Source organism: Ruegeria sp. AWH4_226 (genome assembly GCF_056159225.1).
Map to the genome: position 1 here is coordinate 116,816 of NZ_JBSWUU010000001.1, position 17,577 is coordinate 134,392.

At 58.0% G+C, this 17,577-nt stretch carries 16 protein-coding genes and 2 tRNA genes; 8 read left to right on the top strand and 10 right to left on the bottom strand.

Features of this window, described 5'->3' with window-relative positions; all coding sequences use genetic code 11:
• Positions 1–20: 20 nt before the first annotated feature.
• Positions 21–743 (bottom strand): 1-(5-phosphoribosyl)-5-[(5-phosphoribosylamino)methylideneamino]imidazole-4-carboxamide isomerase, encoded by a 723-nt coding sequence (gene hisA, locus ACXAET_RS00600; RefSeq protein ID WP_475179505.1) that lies wholly within the window; start codon positions 741–743, stop codon positions 21–23.
• Positions 744–877: 134 nt separating this feature from the next.
• On the opposite strand from hisA, the gene ACXAET_RS00605 reads away from it, so the two are divergent.
• Positions 878–1,279, top strand: coding sequence for a DUF2147 domain-containing protein (locus ACXAET_RS00605; RefSeq protein ID WP_475179508.1), 402 nt, complete (start codon positions 878–880; stop codon positions 1,277–1,279).
• 3 nt (positions 1,280–1,282) lie between these two features.
• On the opposite strand, the gene hisH is transcribed toward ACXAET_RS00605, so the two are convergent.
• Together hisH and hisB are read right to left on the bottom strand one after the other, a co-directional pair.
• Positions 1,283–1,921 carry an imidazole glycerol phosphate synthase subunit HisH gene (gene hisH / locus ACXAET_RS00610; RefSeq protein ID WP_475179510.1) on the bottom strand — a complete coding sequence of 213 codons (639 nt, stop codon included), beginning with the start codon at positions 1,919–1,921 and terminating at the stop codon, positions 1,283–1,285.
• Positions 1,922–2,509, bottom strand: coding sequence for an imidazoleglycerol-phosphate dehydratase HisB (gene hisB / locus ACXAET_RS00615; RefSeq protein WP_475179512.1), 588 nt, complete (start codon positions 2,507–2,509; stop codon positions 1,922–1,924).
• Positions 2,510–2,663: 154 nt separating this feature from the next.
• Here hisB and ACXAET_RS00620 point away from each other — a divergent pair, with 154 nt between their 5' ends.
• On the top strand, positions 2,664–2,903 hold the full coding sequence (locus ACXAET_RS00620; protein WP_068335738.1) for an Lrp/AsnC family transcriptional regulator: 240 nt from the start codon (positions 2,664–2,666) through the stop codon (positions 2,901–2,903).
• Here the strand turns inward: ACXAET_RS00620 and ACXAET_RS00625 are convergent.
• The 3 genes from ACXAET_RS00625 to ACXAET_RS00635 form a co-directional block, all read right to left on the bottom strand.
• The gene (locus ACXAET_RS00625; RefSeq protein WP_475179515.1) at positions 2,900–3,766 is read right to left on the bottom strand and encodes a GNAT family N-acetyltransferase; all 867 of its coding nucleotides are present in this window, start codon (positions 3,764–3,766) and stop codon (positions 2,900–2,902) included. The two genes, ACXAET_RS00620 and ACXAET_RS00625, sit on opposite strands and share 4 nt — an antisense overlap.
• 82 nt (positions 3,767–3,848) lie before the next feature.
• A tRNA-Gly gene (locus ACXAET_RS00630) sits at positions 3,849–3,923 on the bottom strand.
• Between the two features lie 33 nt (positions 3,924–3,956).
• Positions 3,957–4,031: transfer RNA gene (locus ACXAET_RS00635), tRNA-Gly, on the bottom strand.
• A gap of 149 nt (positions 4,032–4,180) precedes the next feature.
• On the opposite strand from ACXAET_RS00635, the gene ACXAET_RS00640 reads away from it, so the two are divergent.
• Positions 4,181–4,333 (top strand): hypothetical protein, encoded by a 153-nt coding sequence (locus tag ACXAET_RS00640; RefSeq protein WP_475179517.1) that lies wholly within the window; start codon positions 4,181–4,183, stop codon positions 4,331–4,333.
• A gap of 15 nt (positions 4,334–4,348) precedes the next feature.
• On the opposite strand, the gene ACXAET_RS00645 is transcribed toward ACXAET_RS00640, so the two are convergent.
• The 3 genes from ACXAET_RS00645 to ACXAET_RS00655 all read right to left on the bottom strand — a co-directional run bounded on the left by ACXAET_RS00645 (position 4,349) and on the right by ACXAET_RS00655 (position 9,525).
• Entirely contained in the window at positions 4,349–4,732 is a 384-nt protein-coding gene (locus ACXAET_RS00645; RefSeq protein WP_475179520.1) for an MAPEG family protein, read from the bottom strand.
• 72 nt (positions 4,733–4,804) lie between these two features.
• Complete coding sequence (locus ACXAET_RS00650) at positions 4,805–8,242, bottom strand: pyruvate carboxylase (RefSeq protein WP_475179522.1); 3,438 nt, start codon at positions 8,240–8,242, stop codon at positions 4,805–4,807.
• A gap of 146 nt (positions 8,243–8,388) precedes the next feature.
• Positions 8,389–9,525 carry an alpha-hydroxy acid oxidase gene (locus tag ACXAET_RS00655; RefSeq protein ID WP_475179523.1) on the bottom strand — a complete coding sequence of 379 codons (1,137 nt, stop codon included), beginning with the start codon at positions 9,523–9,525 and terminating at the stop codon, positions 8,389–8,391.
• A gap of 343 nt (positions 9,526–9,868) precedes the next feature.
• Between ACXAET_RS00655 and ACXAET_RS00660 the strand changes: the two genes are divergently transcribed.
• Positions 9,869–12,262 carry an ATP-dependent helicase gene (locus tag ACXAET_RS00660; protein WP_475179524.1) on the top strand — a complete coding sequence of 798 codons (2,394 nt, stop codon included), beginning with the start codon at positions 9,869–9,871 and terminating at the stop codon, positions 12,260–12,262.
• Positions 12,263–12,779: 517 nt separating this feature from the next.
• Here the strand turns inward: ACXAET_RS00660 and ACXAET_RS00665 are convergent.
• A complete protein-coding gene (locus ACXAET_RS00665) occupies positions 12,780–13,004 on the bottom strand; it encodes a DUF1127 domain-containing protein (RefSeq protein WP_475179527.1) in 225 nt (74 codons plus the stop codon).
• 904 nt (positions 13,005–13,908) lie between these two features.
• Here ACXAET_RS00665 and mraZ point away from each other — a divergent pair.
• From mraZ to ACXAET_RS00685, 4 genes are read left to right on the top strand one after another with little or no spacing between them, the layout of a single operon-like run.
• Positions 13,909–14,412, top strand: coding sequence for a division/cell wall cluster transcriptional repressor MraZ (mraZ, locus tag ACXAET_RS00670; RefSeq protein WP_475179528.1), 504 nt, complete (start codon positions 13,909–13,911; stop codon positions 14,410–14,412).
• Positions 14,413–14,416: 4 nt separating this feature from the next.
• The gene (gene rsmH, locus ACXAET_RS00675; RefSeq protein WP_475179530.1) at positions 14,417–15,409 is read left to right on the top strand and encodes a 16S rRNA (cytosine(1402)-N(4))-methyltransferase RsmH; all 993 of its coding nucleotides are present in this window, start codon (positions 14,417–14,419) and stop codon (positions 15,407–15,409) included.
• Positions 15,406–15,774 (top strand): cell division protein FtsL, encoded by a 369-nt coding sequence (ftsL, locus tag ACXAET_RS00680; RefSeq protein ID WP_068335718.1) that lies wholly within the window; start codon positions 15,406–15,408, stop codon positions 15,772–15,774. Before rsmH ends, ftsL begins: the two co-directional genes overlap by 4 nt.
• Positions 15,771–17,558 carry a peptidoglycan D,D-transpeptidase FtsI family protein gene (locus ACXAET_RS00685; protein ID WP_475179534.1) on the top strand — a complete coding sequence of 596 codons (1,788 nt, stop codon included), beginning with the start codon at positions 15,771–15,773 and terminating at the stop codon, positions 17,556–17,558. The genes ftsL and ACXAET_RS00685 overlap by 4 nt, the downstream gene beginning before the upstream one ends.
• Positions 17,559–17,577: the final 19 nt, after the last annotated feature.

Below are 17,577 nucleotides of genomic sequence, written 5' to 3' on the forward strand. Positions count from 1 at the left end.
CGTGGGTATGGAACACGAACTCACACTCGGAGCGCTGCCACCGCTTGTTTCAGGTCAATCGCCCCATCATAGAGCGCGCGGCCCGAAATCGCACCATTCAAATCTGCGCCACAATCGCGCAGCGCGATCAGGTCAGCGATCGACGAAACGCCACCCGAAGCGATCACCGGAATAGATACTGCTCGCGCCAGATCTGCAGTTGCTTCGACATTTGGACCCTGCATCGCACCATCGCGGTTGATGTCCGTATAGATGATGGTGGCAACACCTGCGTCCTCGAAGCTGCGTGCCAGATCGGTGACCTGCACGTTGGTTTCTTGCGCCCAGCCTTTGGTGGCGACCATGCCATTGCGCGCATCTATGCCGACGGCAACTTTGCCGGGAAAGGCTTGCGCGGCTTCACGCACCAGATCGGGGTTCTCAACCGCCACGGTACCCAGAATGACCCGGGCCAGACCCTTGTCGATCCAAGTCTCAATCGTGGCCATGTCACGAATGCCGCCCCCAAGCTGCGCTGGAACATTGCAAGCCTTCAAAATTGCCTCAACCGGCGCGGCGTTCACAGGCGCGCCTGCAAAGGCCCCGTTCAGGTCCACAAGGTGAAGCCATTCGCACCCTGCGTCAACAAAGGCACGGGCCTGCGCGGCCGGGTCGTCGTTGAACACGGTGGCCTTATCCATTTCACCGCGCAGCAAGCGCACGGCTTGGCCGTCTTTTAGGTCGATGGCGGGGTAGAGGATCATGTCGGGTGGCCTTATATCACTGCTTTTCGCGCGGGATATCGCACATGCAGGGCAGGAGATGCAACGCGACGCAAAGTCAATCTTGCCCGGTGGCGAATGGCGGGCCAGACTGGCCACAAAACAGGGAGACACTCATGAAAACATTTATTCTTGCAGCGGGTCTGGCAGTGCTGGCAACAACCGCCTTGGCTGCCGATCCTGTCGACGGGCTGTGGAAGACCGCTCCGGGGGATACCGGAGGTTATCTGCACGTCACGATTTCTGAATGCGGCAGCGCCATTTGCGGTACCATCGATACTGCCTTTGACGCGGATGGGAACGAGCAGTTGGAGTATGAGAATCTAGGCAAGCAGATCATCTGGGATATGATCCCGGAAGGCGGCGGCAGCTATGACAATGGCAAGATCTGGGCTCCGGACCGGGACAAGACCTATAATTCGAAGATGACGTTGGACAGCCAGAACGAGCTGACCGTCAAAGGCTGTGTCGCTGGCGGCCTGATCTGCCGCGGGCAGACCTGGACACGCGTTCAATAAGGCTTAGGGCGCCCAGTTCAGGAAATTTCCGATCATACGCAAGCCCACATCCTGGCTTTTCTCGGGGTGGAATTGCATGCCAACCATGGTGTCGCGGCCGATCACGGCCGTGACCTCTTGTCCATAATCCACGTAGGCCAACCGCTCAGCCGGGTTTTTCACCCGGAAATGGTAGGAGTGGACAAAATAGGTGTGATCGCCGGAGTTGACCCCGCTAAACACGGGGTGGTCGCTTTCCAGCACCAGATCGTTCCAACCCATATGGGGGACTTTCAGCGCTTTGTCTGACGATTCTATGCGCACCACATCGCCAGCGACCCAGTCAAGCCCGTCCGTTTCACGATATTCATGGCCTTTCGTGGCCATCAGTTGCATACCAACGCAGATTCCCAGAAACGGTCGGCCTTTTTGTCCAACCGCCTCAACCATGGCGTCATAGATGCCCTTATGTCCGCGCAATTCGGCGGCGCAGGCCGGAAACGCACCGTCGCCCGGCAGAACCAAACGGTCGGCACGCGCAACAACATCCGCGTCCGAGGTCACGACAACCTCACCCGCATCCACTTCGCGTGCCATGCGTTGAAATGCCTTTTCGGCCGAGTGCAGGTTACCGCTCTCGTAATCAATGATGGCTGTCAGCATTTACAGCGCGCCTTTGGTGGACGGGATCGCATCTGCCTTGCGCGGGTCGGTCTCAACCGCCACGCGCAGGGCACGGGCCACGGCCTTAAAGGCAGCCTCGGCAATGTGGTGGCTGTTGAAGCCGTGTACCTGGTCGACATGCAGTGTGATGCCGCCATGGGTGCTGAGCGCCTGAAAGAACTCGCGCACCAACTCGGTATCGAACGAGCCAATCTTGGGTGTCGGCAGGTCCACGTTCCAGATCAGGAAAGGGCGGCCCGACAGGTCCAGCGCACAGCGGACCTGCGCGTCGTCCATGGGCAGGTGGCATTCTCCATAGCGCCGGATGCCCTTTTTGCCGCCCAGGGCTTGTGTCAAAGCCTGACCCAGCGCGATGCCAGTATCCTCGACCGTGTGGTGATCGTCGATGTGATAATCACCCTTGGCGCGGATTGTCATGTCGATCAGCGAATGGCGCGCAAGCTGGTCCAGCATATGATCGAAAAACCCGACACCGGTCTGGTTGTCATATATGCCAGTACCGTCCAGATTGACCTCGACCGAGATTTCGGTTTCGGCGGTCTGACGGCTGATCTTTGCGCTGCGCATGGGCGAATTCCTTTTGCTACAGGCGCGCTTATAGACGGGGTTGGGGCGGCTTATCCAGACCGCACGTGGTAATCAGTGCAAACTGTTGCAGGGGATTGCACCCGCGCGCGCCCCATGCCAGCCTGCCAGCAATTCAACCAACAAGGCACGGCCCATGTCCACCTGCGTTTTCATCCAGATCCGCTGCAAACCCGGCACCACGTACAAGGTTGCCGAAGAAATCGCCTTGCGCGAAATCCACTCCGAGCTTTATTCGACCAGCGGTGAATACGACCTGCTGCTGAAGCTCTACATCCCCGAAGACAAGGATGTGGGGCATTTCATCACGGAAAACCTTTTGGTGATTCCAAATATCGAACGGTCCCTGACCACGATGACGTTCAAGGCGTTCTAGCCCAGCTCAAACGTCGTAACGCCAAAGATGCGGTTCAGGTCGATATCTGGTTCGTGCTTCGAATACATCCGCGCCGTTTCAAACACCTTGCTCAGCCCAAGTTCGTCCGCCAACGCCATGGCCGATGCATTGGGCTGCGGCATGTCCACAAATACCTCATGTGCGCGGTGTCTCTCGGGAAGCGTGCCAAGAACTGCGCCAAGCAACGCCTTTGCGATCTCACCTGTGTCCGCAAACAGGGGGCCAACCTTGTACCCATTCAGGCAGGGGCGCAGCGTGGCATACCCCCTGATCCTGCCACTATCGACATACACTTTTGAGACATGGCCAGATGCACTCAGCCAATGTTCAAGAAATACACCGCGCGGCGCGGGGAACAGACTGCGATCATAAGCCCTCAGGTCATCTGAAACGCTGGAAAGATCAGAAATCTGAGCAACCGACCCTGTTTCCAGTTTGGCAAGTATGTCCCGTGCAGATCCTGAGAAACGATAGTTGTTGTAGGCAAAGGCAAAGCCCGACTTGCGATAATTGTGTTGCTGATCGACGACCCCGTCCAATCCGATGTTGAGCGCATTGCAATTCGCCAGCGCATGCCGCCAGATTTTCAGCCCGTGGCCAGAACCGCGATACTCGGGCCGAACGATGTAGAACCCAAGAAATGCAAATGTATCGTCGTAGCGGACGACGGAGATCGAGGCGATCATCTCACCATCCAGAAAACCGCCCAGAAACCCGCCGGTATCAGTGCTGTGGAAACATGCGGCATCAAGATGACCGGGGTTCCACCCCTCGCGTCCGGCCCAATCTACAGCCATCTGTAGCTCATCTGCAGTTAACAGGCGGATGACATATTCAGACAAGGTGAATGTCCTGTGTTGCAAAATACCGCCAGAATGGCGCACAGACAGAGTATAAGCTAGGCTATATCGGAGTTTTGGTATCTGGAGCGGGCGAGGCGATTCGAACGCCCGACCCTAACCTTGGCAAGGTTATGCTCTACCCCTGAGCTACGCCCGCATCAGATACAAATGTGGTCCAAAGACCTCTCAATGGAGCGGGCGAGGCGATTCGAACGCCCGACCCTAACCTTGGCAAGGTTATGCTCTACCCCTGAGCTACGCCCGCGCCGTTGAGTGAGGAGGGATGTATAAATTCCCACGCAAGCCTGCAAGCGGAAAAACACAAAAAGCCGGAAAAATCTTTCGACGGAAATCCCCGCGCCACACGTTAAAGACTATGACAGTTGTTGAATTGGCCGGTTCGAGGAGAGGATGATGACACGCAGTGCAGATATAAAAACGGCCCTACTTGCGGCACTAATTGTGCTGACAACCGTGATCTGTGTCCGGGAAGAGAACGAGGTGGTCAAGGTGGAACCGATTCTCATGCAAGCCCCACCGATTGAGACGCGGATTTTGGCGGGTTAAGCCCTGCCACGCACGTCACATTGCCAGCGCGAGGTTTGCAATGGCAGCAACCAGTATAGCGGTGAATGTCAGCAGCATTCCCATGCGGCGTAAAATTACGATCTGAGGGGTGCGGCCAAAGCCATACGCGTGAAAAACACGCCCGGCCAGCAATGTCAGCCCAAGCAAATTCAAGAGTAAGCCTCCTGCGTTTTGCAGTTCGGCCATGGCGATCAGCAGCAACGCAAAAGGCGTGTATTCGACGAAGTTGGAATGCGTTCTGATGGCTTTGATCATGTTCTTGCTGCCCCCGTCGCCGTAAGAGATTTTATCGTTGAAGCGCTGGCTGATGACTCTCACGCTGAGGGCGATGTAGAGGATCGCCAACAGCGCGGCGTAGATGGGGGATATAGTCAGCATTCGTTCTTCCTTCTGCGCAAAAAGCCGCCCGGTTCCCCGAGCGGCCGGTAGTTCCTGATAAAGGCGAACCAGTTATTCCAGTTCGACCAGCAGATCCTTGGCGTCAATCTGTCCGCCGGGCTGGACGTTGACGGCCTTGACCGTTGCGTCGCGTTCGGCGTGGATGCCGGTTTCCATTTTCATGGCTTCTATGGTCAGCAGCATGTCGCCTTCCTTGACCTGTTGACCGGCTGTCACGGCGATTGTTGCAACCACACCGGGCATCGGTGCGCCCACGTGGTTGGAGTTGCCAGCTTCGGCCTTGGGTCGCGCCTGTGTGGCCGATGTGACCATCCGGTTCGGTACTCGGATCACGCGAGGCTGACCGTTGAGTTCGAAGAACACTTTGACCTCACCCTTTTCGTCGGTCTCGCCGATGGCCTGACACCGGATCTCCAGCGTCTTGCCGGGATCGATCTCGGCGGTGATCTCTTCACCGGGTTCCATACCGTAGAAGAAGGTGCGCGTGGGCAGGGTGCGGACCGGGCCGTAGATCCGGTGGCGGCCCATGTAATCCAGAAACACCTTGGGATACATCAGGTAGCCATTCAGGTCCTCGTCATCGACCTGCATCCCTTCCAATTGTCCGGAAAGCTCGGCGCGGGTGGCTTCGAGGTCGACGGGTGGCACATGCTTGCCGGGGCGCTCGGTATTGGGGACCTCGTCCTTCAGCACCTTCTTGATGATGGTGTCGGGGAACCCGCCCGGAGGCTGGCCCAGATTGCCGCGCATCATGTCGATGACCGAGTCGGGGAAGGCCATATCCGTGCCGGGGTTCTCGACATCCGCGCGGGTCAGGCCCTGGCTGACCATCATCAACGCCATGTCGCCCACCACCTTCGAGGACGGCGTTACCTTAACGATATCCCCGAACATCTGGTTCACGTCAGCATACATCTGCGCGACCTCGTGCCAGCGCTCTTCCAGACCCAAGGAGCGCGCCTGCGCCTTGAGGTTGGTGAACTGACCACCCGGCATCTCATGCAGATAGACCTCGGAGGCCGGGGCCTGCAGACCGGATTCAAACGCTGCGTACTGGCCGCGCACCGCCTCGAAGTAATCGCTGATCTCGCGGATCGCCTTGATCTCCAGACCGGTGTCCCGCTCGGTATGACGCAGCGCCTCGACCACGGTGCCAAGCGTTGCCTGGGATGTGTTGCCCGAGAACGCGTCCATCGCGCAATCCACCGCGTCAACGCCCGCCTCGGACGCGGCTAGGATCGTAGCGCTGGCGATGCCCGCCGTGTCGTGGGTGTGGAAGTGGATTGGCAGGCCGACCTCTTCTTTCAGCGCGCGGATCAGGATTTTAGCCGAGGCCGGCTTTAGCAGGCCCGCCATGTCTTTCAGGCCCAGCACATGTGCGCCTGCGTCGCGCAGCTCTTTCGCCATGCCGACATAGTATTTCAGGTCATACTTGGCACGGTCCGGGTCGAGGATATCACCGGTATAGCAAACGGTGCCTTCACAAATCTTGCCGTTTTCAACGACCGCATCCATCGCCACACGCATATTCTCGACCCAGTTCAGCGAGTCGAACACGCGGAACACATCGATATTCTGCGCGGCCTGGCGCACGAATTCCTGCACCACGTTGTCAGGGTAGTTGGTATAGCCAACGCCGTTTGCCCCGCGCAGTAGCATCTGAGTCATCAGGTTCGGCATCGCCTCGCGCAGGTCGCGCAGACGTTGCCACGGGCATTCCTGCAGGAACCGGTAGGCCACGTCGAAGGTCGCGCCGCCCCAGCATTCGACGCTGAACAGCTGCGGCAGGTTGGCGGCATAGGTGGGCGCCACACGGATCATGTCGATCGAGCGCATCCGCGTCGCCAGCAGCGATTGGTGCCCGTCTCGCATGGTGGTGTCGGTGATCAGCAATTGCCGCTGCGCCTTCATCCAGTCGGCCACCGCCTGCGGGCCTTTCTGCTCCAGCAGGTTGCGGGTGCCCATCTGAGGTTCGGCCTTGAGCGCAGGGGGCTTGGCCTCTTTCAGGTCGGCGCGCGGCTCGGGCCGGTCCTTGGTCTCGGCGTGCCCGTTCACGGTGATATCCGCGATATAGGTCAGCACCTTGGTGCCCCGGTCGCGGCGGCGCTTGAAGGTGAACAGGTCCGGCGTCGTGTCGATGAACTTGGTGGTGTATTCATTCGACAGAAAGGTCGGGTGCTTTAGCAGGTTGATGACAAAATCAATGTTGGTGCTAACGCCGCGAATGCGGAACTCGCGCAGCGCCCGGTCCATCCGGCTGATGGCCTTTTCAGGCGTCGGTGCCCATGCCGTGACCTTTGTCAGCAGCGAGTCGTAATACCGCGTGATCACGCCCCCCGCATAAGCCGTGCCGCCATCCAGACGGATGCCCATGCCGGTGGCCGAGCGATAGGCGGTGATGCGGCCATAGTCGGGGATGAAGTTGTTCTGCGGGTCCTCGGTGGTGATCCGGGTCTGCAGCGCGTGGCCGTTAAGGTGCACATCCGCCTGGCTGGCGGCACCAGTGGCCTCGGCCAGCGTCTTGCCCTCGGCAATCAGGATCTGCGCCTGAACGATGTCGATGCCGGTGACTTCCTCGGTGACGGTGTGTTCCACCTGCACGCGTGGGTTTACTTCGATGAAGTAGAACTTGCCAGTCTCCATATCCATCAGGAACTCGACCGTGCCCGCGCACTCGTAATTCACATGAGCGCAGATCTTGCGGCCCAACTCGCAGATCTCGGCGCGCTGTTCCTCGGACAGATACGGGGCAGGGGCACGTTCGACGACCTTCTGGTTCCTACGCTGGACCGAGCAGTCACGTTCATACAGATGGTAGATCTCACCATGCTTGTCGCCCAGAATTTGCACCTCGACGTGGCGCGCGCGGGTGATCATCTTTTCCAGATAGCCCTCGCCATTGCCAAAGGCGGCCTCGGCTTCGCGGCGGCCTTCCAGAACCTTCTCCTCCAGTTCATCCTCGGACTGGATCGGGCGCATGCCGCGCCCGCCGCCGCCCCACGACGCCTTGAGCATCAGCGGATAGCCGATTTCCGCAGCTTCGGCCCGGATGGCATCCATGTCATCGCCCAGAACTTCGGTCGCCGGGATCACCGGAACCCCTGCCGCGATCGCAACCCGCCGTGCGCTGGCCTTGTCACCAAGCGCGCGCATGGTTTCGGCGCGGGGGCCGATGAAGGTGATGCCGTTCTGGACACAGGCATCCACGAAGTCAGGGTTTTCCGACAACAGCCCATAGCCAGGATGGATCGCATCCGCACCACATTGCTTAGCCACGCGTATGATTTCGTCAATCGACAGATAGGCCGCAACCGGGCCCATCCCCTCACCAATCCGATAGGCCTCATCCGCCTTGAACCGGTGCAGACCCAGCTTGTCCTCCTCGGCGTAAACCGCAACGGTCTTCTTACCCATCTCATTCGCCGCACGCATCACGCGAATCGCAATCTCGCCGCGGTTGGCAATCAATATCTTTTTGAAATCGGTCATATCGGGTCCCGGTCTTTTTTTGTTTGGCCGTGTCATAGGCGGACAATAAGCGCACGTATATCAGTCGTTCTGGGTAGAACCGGCATGTTAACGCTCGCAAACGCCGCTTGTTAGCGGTAACTTCTTACCCGCTCTGCATTGCAGCATCAATTGGCGTGATCATGTGTCTTAATCTGATCCAGTTGCGCTAACCCCATCTGCCCCATATTCGCCTGCAAATCCTGTCTCAGAATGTCGATGACATGGGCCGGTCCGCGTGCCCCTAAAGCGGCGAGGCCATAGAGAAAACCGCGCCCAAGCATGACAAAATCTGCCCCAAGGGCCAGCGCGCGCAGAATGTCCAGGCCGCCTTCGACGCCACCGTCAAAGATAAGCGGCAGGTCTGTAGCCGTGCGAATGGCAGGCAACACCGAAATGCTGGCCGGGGCACCATCGAACTGCCTTCCGCCGTGATTCGAAACCCAGATTGCGTCAACTCCTGCCTGTTGCAGCCGGACAGCGTCTTCTGCGCGCAGTACGCCTTTTACGATGAAAGGCCCGTCCCATGCGTCACGCAGCCACTTCACGTAGTCCATATCCGGTGAGGTGCGCAGCAGGTAGCCAACATGCGCCGTTGACGAGCGAGCGCTTTCGCCGCCGACGTATTTGTCCAGCGTCCGCATACGCGGCATCCCGTTTCGTGCCATGCCGAATGCCCAGGTCGGACGCAGGGCAATCTGGGCCAGCAGTCGGGGGGTGAGTTTGGGCGGATTGGTCAGGCCGGATCGCACCAGCCGTTCCCGACGAGAGGCGACAGGAACATCTACGGTCAGCACAAGCGTCGTGAAACCAGCACTTCTGGCGCGGTTCAGCATATCCGTGCGGATGTCGGGATCTTTTGGCGGATACAGCTGGAACCAGGCATTCTGTCCAATATGTGGTGCCATGTCCTCGGGGCTCTGACTGGCGACGGTCGACAGGGTATAGGGTACGTCCGCCTCTGCGGCGGCTTGCGCCAGCAATTGTTCCGCATTCGGCCAGATCAGCCCTGACATCCCAATAGGCGCAATACCGAAGGGCAGGGGAAAGTCCTTACCAAGGAACTGCGCGCCAGTCTCACATTCGATGGGGCCATGCAGGATCGAGGGCAGAAACTCGACATCATCCAACGCAGCCCGGTTTCGATGCATAGTGACATCGGTCCCGGTGCCGCTTGCCAAGTATTCCCATACAAAATGCGGCACCCTGCGCCGGGCGCAGCGCTTCAGATCGGCAATGCCAGGGAATGAGCTGTGAAGGTCCATATGAATTGATCCGACCTGTCGCCCGATTCTGCAAGGTTTTCAGACTGCTGCCGCCAGAAAGGATGCGCGAGCGGGCCTTTGGGCGATTGATGTCAAGACACTGTGCCGACGGAGGCCGGCTGAAACCGGGTGCTGTTCGACCTGTTATGCATCGCCCAGAGATTTATGCACGCCTGCGGGCAGAACCCAAGCCCGTCACGTACTCCGGCGCAAAGGGAGTGAAGTAGGTGCAGACAATACCCGGTGTGTTGATCAGAAATGCGATGGTTTTTTTTCGAGTATTGCGCGAACAAGCCGTGAACAAACCCTTTCCCTTGCGGCGTTTCCAGCGTAGTTTGGGCAAATGAGCAGTTTCGACGAAATGGACGCCTTTGAGGGCGCATCGTTATCCGCGCGCGCCATGGCTGCGCGCCCCACGCCTTATCTGGACGAGCTGAACCCCGCCCAACGCGAAGCAGTCGAGCGGTTGGAGGGCCCAGTTCTGATGCTGGCTGGTGCGGGCACGGGCAAAACCAAGGCGCTGACGGCCCGGATCGCACATCTTCTCAGCACTGGCCGCGCGCGTCCGAACGAGATTCTGTCCGTAACTTTCACCAACAAAGCTGCGCGTGAGATGAAAGGGCGGGTCGGTAGATTGCTTGGGCAGCCGGCGGAAGGAATGCCGTGGCTGGGGACATTTCACTCGATCTGCGTCAAACTGCTGCGCCGTCATGCTGAATTGGTCGATCTGAAATCCAACTTCACGATTCTCGATACCGACGATCAACTGCGCTTGCTCAAACAGTTGGTTCAGGCGGCGAATATTGATGAAAAACGCTGGCCCGCGCGAATGCTTGCCGGGATCATCGACGACTGGAAGAACCGCGCGTTGACACCCGACAAGGTCCCTGCGGCTGATGCCGGGGCCTATAACAACAAGGGTATTGAGCTATACGCGCAGTACCAGACCCGTCTTCGCGAACTGAACGCGGTGGATTTCGGCGACCTGCTGCTGCACATGGTTACGATTTTCCAGACACACCAGGATGTGCTGGAACAATACCAGCGTTGGTTCCGGTTCATTCTTGTGGACGAGTATCAGGATACTAACGTCGCGCAGTATCTCTGGCTGCGTCTTTTAGCCGGGGCGCATAAGAATATCTGCTGCGTTGGCGATGACGACCAGTCGATCTATGGCTGGCGCGGGGCCGAAGTGGGCAACATCCTGCGCTTCGAAAAGGATTTTCCGGGTGCCTATGTGGTGCGGCTTGAGCAGAACTATCGCTCGACCCCGCATATTTTGGCCGCAGCATCGAATGTCATTCGGGGCAATGAAAGCCGTTTGGGTAAAGAGCTTTGGACAGACGCTGAAGAGGGCGAAAAGGTTCGGCTCATCGGCCATTGGGATGGCGAGGAAGAGGCCCGCTGGATCGGTGAAGAGATCGACGCGATGCAGGGCGGGACGCGCGGTATGCGGCCCATCGGGCTGGATGAAATCGCAATCCTGGTCCGCGCGTCGCACCAGATGCGCGCGTTTGAAGATCGGTTCCTGACTATTGGCCTGCCCTACAAGGTGATCGGCGGCCCCCGGTTCTATGAGCGGATGGAGATTCGCGATGCCATGGCTTATTTCCGGCTCGTGGTCAGCCCCGGCGACGATCTGGCGTTCGAGCGGATCGTGAATACTCCGAAACGGGGGCTGGGCGACAAGGCGCAGCAGACGATCCAAATGACTGCGCGCGAGCATGGCGTTTCGCTGGTCGACGGTGCGCGGATTGCGGTCGACAATGGGTTGATCAAGGGCAAGGGCGGTAAAGCGCTGCGCGAGTTGATCGACGGGCTGGCGCGGTGGAACGCGATGACGCGCGGACCGCGGATCGAGGTCGACGATGACTCGGTCATTGATGACGGCGCCCCGATGCGGTTTGGAGAGCCTGAGGTTTCACATATCGAACTGGCGCAGATCATCTTGGATGAATCCGGTTACACCGCCCATTGGCAAAACGAAAAAACGCCCGAGGCTCCGGGGCGGCTGGAAAACCTGAAAGAACTGGTGAACCAGTTGGATAATTTCGAGAACCTGCAAGGGTTTCTGGAGCATGTCAGCCTGGTCATGGACAATGAGCAGGAGGGCGACGGGGCCAAAGTCTCGATCATGACCTTGCACGCGGCCAAAGGGTTGGAGTTTCCCGCCGTTTTCCTGCCGGGGTGGGAAGACGGGTTATTCCCTTCTCAGCGGTCCATGGACGAATCCGGGATCAAGGGTTTGGAAGAAGAGCGGCGGCTGGCCTATGTGGGCATCACCCGCGCGGAGGAAGTTTGTACGATATCTTTCGCGGCGAACCGGCGCGTGTTTGGGCAATGGCAGAATGCAATGCCGTCGCGGTTTATCGACGAATTGCCCGAAGATCATGTAGAGGTGCTGACACCTCCGGGGCTTTACGGCGGTGGTCAACCCACGGCTGGGATCGAAACCCGCGCGGCTGAAGCGAATGTCTATAACTCCCCGGGGTGGAAGCGGATGCAGGCGCGACAAGGGCAGTATGGAACCTCTCAGCCGCGCGAAAGCCGCAATACGGTGATCGACGCAACTGCGGTGGCCAGCTTTACGATGGGTGAACGCGTGTTTCACCAGAAATTCGGGTATGGTGCGGTAATCGGTATCGAAGGGGACAAGGTCGAAGTGGATTTCGACAAAGCGGGGATCAAGAAAGTGGTCTCGCGATTCCTGTCCGCCAAAGACGACGTGCCGTTTTAGCCAAATGGAATGTGCCTTTCGGCACATGCTCGACTTTTGTGATGGGCGCCCGGCATTGGCTGTGGCGCCTTTTTTCTTGCTTGGGAAATGAAAAACGGCGGCTCCCAGGGAGGAGGAGGGAACCGCCGTTCTTATCAACATCGAGATTGGGAGGAGAAGACCCGATGTATCCGAACCCGGGTTTGACCCCGGTATGCGTAAGTCGCGGCGACACCAGGGAGGAGGAGAGGTGCCGCCGCGCTCTTTCAACATCAAGGCAGGGAGGAGGAGAGCCCCGATGCATCTTTTTCCGGGTCTGATCCCGGTAATCTGTAAGACGCGGCGACGTCAGGGAGGAGGAAGACGTCGCCGCGCGCTTTCAACACCGGGAAAGGGAGGAGAAGTACCCGGTGTGTCAGTGTCCGGCATTTTGGGCCGGTATAATTGCGGCGATATCAGGGAGGAGGAGAGATATCGCCGCTGAAATGCAGGTCCAAAAGGGAGGAGAAGGACCTGATCTCGGTATGTCAGTGCGCGCCTACGACGCGACGTATTCTTCTGCCGCCTGCATTGCCATGCGACGGATCATCGAGCGGTGCAGTCCAAGATCGGCCAACTCGCGGTTCGACAACTCGGACAGTTCATTGACTGTCCGGCGGTAGACGCGGTAGCGAATGAAACGGGCTTTTGCGGCGTCGATCAGTGAAGACAAGCCAGTTACTGGCGCACCTTTGAGAGCGGTTTGATGTGTTGCTGCTGCCATCTGCTTTACCCGATATGTTTCGTTCTTGCCGATGTGTTCCGGCGTTCGCTTGAGACTGAAGATAAGGGAATGCTGCGCTTGCACAATAGCCCAAGTGGTCAATGCTGCTATGCAGCAAATGCATAGATATCAACGCGTTGGTCGCGCGATGGTATAAGTGCCTTTAAAATATAGGTTTTAGGCCGTCCCAAGCCGTTACCGCAAACGACTGTGTAAAATGCAGTACCTGGAATTGCTTTATCTTTATGCACGTAGCTTTGAAATTTGGGCGATTTGAAAATCCGGTGAACCACGAGACGGCATATGGTGTCTGAAAAAGGCTGTATGGGAAATCATGGGCAAGTCGCGCGTGTCCGATGATTTTGCTGTCAGCGCGTTTTAGTTCGGGGTGATTCGATGCTTTCAACGACAGTTTTGACCCACTGAAGGCTAGAATCGCAAAGAAATTGAAGAAAAGTGGGAAATTGTGGGAAACAAGGGGTGAGTCCAGAATTGAACTATAATTTGTTACACAGTGAAGGCGGACAACTAAATGTAGATCAATGTGGCTAGTTTTCTTTTAGTTTCTCATTGTCTATGTTGCAACTCCCATGGGTACGCTCAAAACTTTCTATTGATTTCCATGAATTCCCATGTCATCCCTTGATCATAAGATGAGGACGAGGCAGATGGGGCGCCAAACGACCCCGAACCAGAAAAACAGGTTTCATACAGGCATCTCGCTTTCATCACTCAGAGATCCGGCGCGCGGGCGAGCAGACATCCCCCCAGGTGGCGCGCGCAGCTGGACATCCCGCACAGCGGGTTAATGCGGCGGGTTGATCAGTGGCAGCAGATCAACCCGCCGTTTTTCATCCGGGGGACGTGAAGATTTGGTGGGGCGCAAGCGAAAGGGACAGTCGTCTTGGCGCGCAGGTTCAGAGGTGAAAGCCACCACAAGGTGGATACGAAGGGCAGGGTCTCGATCCCGGCCTCTTTTCGCCGCGTGCTTGAATCGTCGGACCCCAATTGGCAGCCCGGCGACACTCCTGAGCTTGTAATTGTATACGGGGATCACCGGCGGAAATTCCTTGAATGCTATACCATGCAGGCAATCGAAGAGGTCGATGAAAAGATTGACGCTTTGCCGCGCGGTTCGATGCAGCGAAAAATGCTGCAACGCATGTTTCACGGGCAGTCTTTTCCCACCACAGTTGATGAGACAGGGCGTCTTGTTCTACCGGCCAAGCTGCGAACCAAGATCGGGCTCGAGGGTGAGGCGTTTTTCATCGCTGCTGGTGACACATTTCAGATTTGGAAGCCTGAAACTTACGAATCCGAAGAGCTTGCCGCAGCAGAGGAATGGCTGGACGAACAGCCCGAGGATTTTGACCCCCTCGAATTCCTAGATGGCGTCAGGGACGCGTAGCGGCATGGCCGACGCTGAAACCCCTTCTGACAAACCTCATATTCCTGTTCTGTTGCGTCCGTTGCTGGCTGCGGTTGCGCCGGTGTCCGGGACTTGGCTGGACGGCACTTTTGGTGCGGGCGGGTACACACGCGGCCTGTTGGACGCTGGGGCTGACAAGGTTATCGCGGTTGATCGTGATCCTTTGGCATTTGAAATGGCTGCAGCATGGGCGTCTGCCTATGGCGACCGGCTGGTGATGCAGCAAGGCGTTTTTTCGCGTTTGGATGAATACGCTTTGGATCTGGACGGAGTGGTGTTGGACCTTGGCGTGTCCTCCATGCAGTTGGATCAAGCCGAGCGCGGGTTTTCTTTCATGAAGGACGGTCCGCTGGATATGCGGATGAGCCAGGAAGGTGAAAGCGCCGCTGATTTGGTCAACACGGCAACCGAGGCGCAGTTGGCGGATATTCTTTTCCACTATGGTGAGGAGCGCGCGAGTCGCCGGATTGCAAAGGCCATTGTGAAAGCGCGGGCACAGGAGCCGATCACCACGACCCTGCGTTTAGCTGAAATCATCGAATCCTGCCTGCCGCGCCCGAAACCTGGCCAGTCTCATCCTGCGACGCGCAGCTTTCAAGGGCTTCGGATTGCGGTAAACGCAGAATACGAAGAGTTATTCCAAGGCCTTATGGCCGCTGAACGGGCATTGAGACCCGGTGGGCAGTTGGCCGTGGTCACCTTTCATTCGATCGAGGATCGGATGGTCAAACGGTTCTTTCAGTCACGTGCGGGCAAGACGGGGCGGGCCAACCGCTATGCGCCAGAGGTGGAACAGGAGCAGCCGCAATTCAGGCTCAAAACACGCAAGGCCATTGGACCGGATGAGCAGGAATTGCAGGAAAATCCGCGTGCGCGCTCGGCTAAATTGCGTGTCGCGGTGCGGACAGATGCTCCGGCGGGGGAAATTGAGGCCCGCGCCATTGGGATGCCGCAACTCGGGGGAAGGATGAAATGAAGAGTGTTTTGTATGTGTTGACGGCCTTGTCCGTGTTCGGGCTGGCGCTTTGGGCGTATCAGGAAAATTTCCGCACCCAGCAGGTGGTTAAGGAGACGCAGAAACTGCAGCGCGAGATCGGGATCGCGCAGGTGCGTTTGGCTGTATTGAACGCGGAATGGGCTTATCTTAACCGCCCCGACCGGCTGCGCGAACTGGCCGATCTGAACTTTGAACGTTTGGGCCTGTTGCCGCTGCGAGCTGAACAATTCGGCAGGGCTGATCAGATTGCCTATGCCGAGGATCCGGACCTGCCCATCGTTGATCCGATCGAGTTACAGGCCATTACAAATACTCAGGCGTTGGGTGAGGTGCAAATCCCATGACCCGCACGCCTCTGCGCCCTCTGGCCCGTATCCTTGATGCTCGTGCCCGGGGTGAAAACCCCAAGGTAATTGAACGAGAAAATATCCGTCAGCGTCATGAGGATATGAAGGACCGTGCCCGCGCCCGCGCTGAAGGGCGTCTTTTGGTCTTGGGTCTTTTCTTTTTCTGTGCGTTCTCGGTCGTTGGCGTCCGCATGGGTATGCTTGCCACGTCCGAGGCGCAAGAGCCGCTGGCCAGCGCACCGGGGGCTGCGATTGCCATGCAGCGCGCAAATATCGTCGATCGCGAAGGGCGTATTCTGGCAACCAATCTGGATACTTATTCCGTATACGCCCAGCCGCCCCTGATGATCGATCCGATTTTAGCCGCTGATCAGCTGGTCGCAATCTTCCCGGATCTGGACAAAGAGCGTCTGGTCAAGGACTTCACCGGCAACCGCAAGTTCCTTTGGATCAAGAAACGTATCTCGCCCGAACAGAAGCAGGCCGTTCACGACATCGGCGATCCCGGCATTCTGTTCGGACCCCGTGAAATGAGGCTGTATCCGAACGGTAAACTCGCCGCCCATATTCTGGGTGGGTCCAGCTTTGGCCGCGAGGGCGTTAGCGCCGCTGAGGTGATCGGTGTTGCCGGCGTTGAAAAGCAGTTTGACGACTACTTGCGTGATCCGGCCAATGGCAACAAACCTTTGCAATTGTCGCTGGACCTGACGGTTCAGGCGGCTGTGGAGCAGGTGCTTTACGGTGGCATGAAGATCATGAATGCCAAGGGCGCGTCCGCCGTGTTGATGAACGCGCATACGGGTGAGGTCATCTCGGCTGCTTCGCTACCGTCTTTCGACCCGAATGACCGCCCACGTCCGCCCACATCGGGCTTTGACCCCTCTGACAGTCCGCTATTCAACCGCTATGTGCAGGGCGTTTACGAGCTGGGATCGGTTTTCAAGATTTTCACGGCCGCTCAGGCGGTGCAGTTGGGCTTGGTGAATTCCGAAACGATCATCGATACCTCGGGTCCGATGCGGATCGGGCGTTTCCCGATCGGTGAATTCAACGGCAAGAATTACGGCAAGATCAGCGTGGCGGATGTGATCGTCCACAGCTCGAACCGGGGGACCGGGCGGCTTGCCTTGCAGATCGGCGCAAAACGCCAGCAGGATTTCCTTGAGGCGTTGGGTATGTTCAAGCCTACGCCGTTTGAAATTGTCGAAGCAGCCGGGGGCGAGCCGCTGAAGCCCAAGAAATGGGGCGAACTGAGCACCGTGACCATTTCCTACGGCCACGGACTTTCGACCAGCCCGATGCATCTGGCTGCGGGTTATGCGGCGATTGCCAATGGCGGTCACTATGTCAGCCCGACCATCCTGCGCAAGAATGGGCCGCAATATGGCCCGCGCGTCATGTCAGAGAACGCGGCCAAACAAGCGCAGAACATGCTTCGCCGCGTGGTGACGGATGGAACTGCAAGCTTTGGTGATGTAGCCGGATACGATGTGGCTGGCAAAACAGGCACGGCGGACAAGCCCAAACCGCGCGGTGGCTATTACGATGACAAGGTGATTGCAACTTTTGCGACCTTCTTCCCCGCGTACGATCCCAAATATGTGCTGATCGTGACCTTGGATGAACCGTCCATCGTTGCCTATGGTGAAAAGCGACGGACGGCAGGTTGGACGGCAGTTCCCGTTGCCGCCGAGTTGATTGGACGCATTGCACCATTACTGGGCTTGCGTCCCCGGCTTGAGCCTGAGGCGAGCGCTGCTATAACCCTGACCTCGAATTAGGCTGTGCGGTAGAGGTGGG

What these genes read in the sequence shown, in the direction of transcription:
- hisA (WP_475179505.1), bottom strand. Translation starts at nt 743, where the DNA reads ATGATCCTCTACCCCGCCATCGACCTAAAAGACGGCCAAGCCGTGCGC.
- ACXAET_RS00605 (WP_475179508.1), top strand. Translation starts at nt 878, where the DNA reads ATGAAAACATTTATTCTTGCAGCGGGTCTGGCAGTGCTGGCAACAACC.
- hisH (WP_475179510.1), bottom strand. Translation starts at nt 1,921, where the DNA reads ATGCTGACAGCCATCATTGATTACGAGAGCGGTAACCTGCACTCGGCC.
- hisB (WP_475179512.1), bottom strand. Translation starts at nt 2,509, where the DNA reads ATGCGCAGCGCAAAGATCAGCCGTCAGACCGCCGAAACCGAAATCTCG.
- ACXAET_RS00620 (WP_068335738.1), top strand. Translation starts at nt 2,664, where the DNA reads ATGTCCACCTGCGTTTTCATCCAGATCCGCTGCAAACCCGGCACCACG.
- ACXAET_RS00640 (WP_475179517.1), top strand. Translation starts at nt 4,181, where the DNA reads ATGACACGCAGTGCAGATATAAAAACGGCCCTACTTGCGGCACTAATT.
- ACXAET_RS00645 (WP_475179520.1), bottom strand. Translation starts at nt 4,732, where the DNA reads ATGCTGACTATATCCCCCATCTACGCCGCGCTGTTGGCGATCCTCTAC.
- ACXAET_RS00650 (WP_475179522.1), bottom strand. Translation starts at nt 8,242, where the DNA reads ATGACCGATTTCAAAAAGATATTGATTGCCAACCGCGGCGAGATTGCG.
- ACXAET_RS00655 (WP_475179523.1), bottom strand. Translation starts at nt 9,525, where the DNA reads ATGGACCTTCACAGCTCATTCCCTGGCATTGCCGATCTGAAGCGCTGC.
- ACXAET_RS00660 (WP_475179524.1), top strand. Translation starts at nt 9,869, where the DNA reads ATGAGCAGTTTCGACGAAATGGACGCCTTTGAGGGCGCATCGTTATCC.
- ACXAET_RS00665 (WP_475179527.1), bottom strand. Translation starts at nt 13,004, where the DNA reads ATGGCAGCAGCAACACATCAAACCGCTCTCAAAGGTGCGCCAGTAACT.
- rsmH (WP_475179530.1), top strand. Translation starts at nt 14,417, where the DNA reads ATGGCCGACGCTGAAACCCCTTCTGACAAACCTCATATTCCTGTTCTG.
- ftsL (WP_068335718.1), top strand. Translation starts at nt 15,406, where the DNA reads ATGAAGAGTGTTTTGTATGTGTTGACGGCCTTGTCCGTGTTCGGGCTG.
- ACXAET_RS00685 (WP_475179534.1), top strand. Translation starts at nt 15,771, where the DNA reads ATGACCCGCACGCCTCTGCGCCCTCTGGCCCGTATCCTTGATGCTCGT.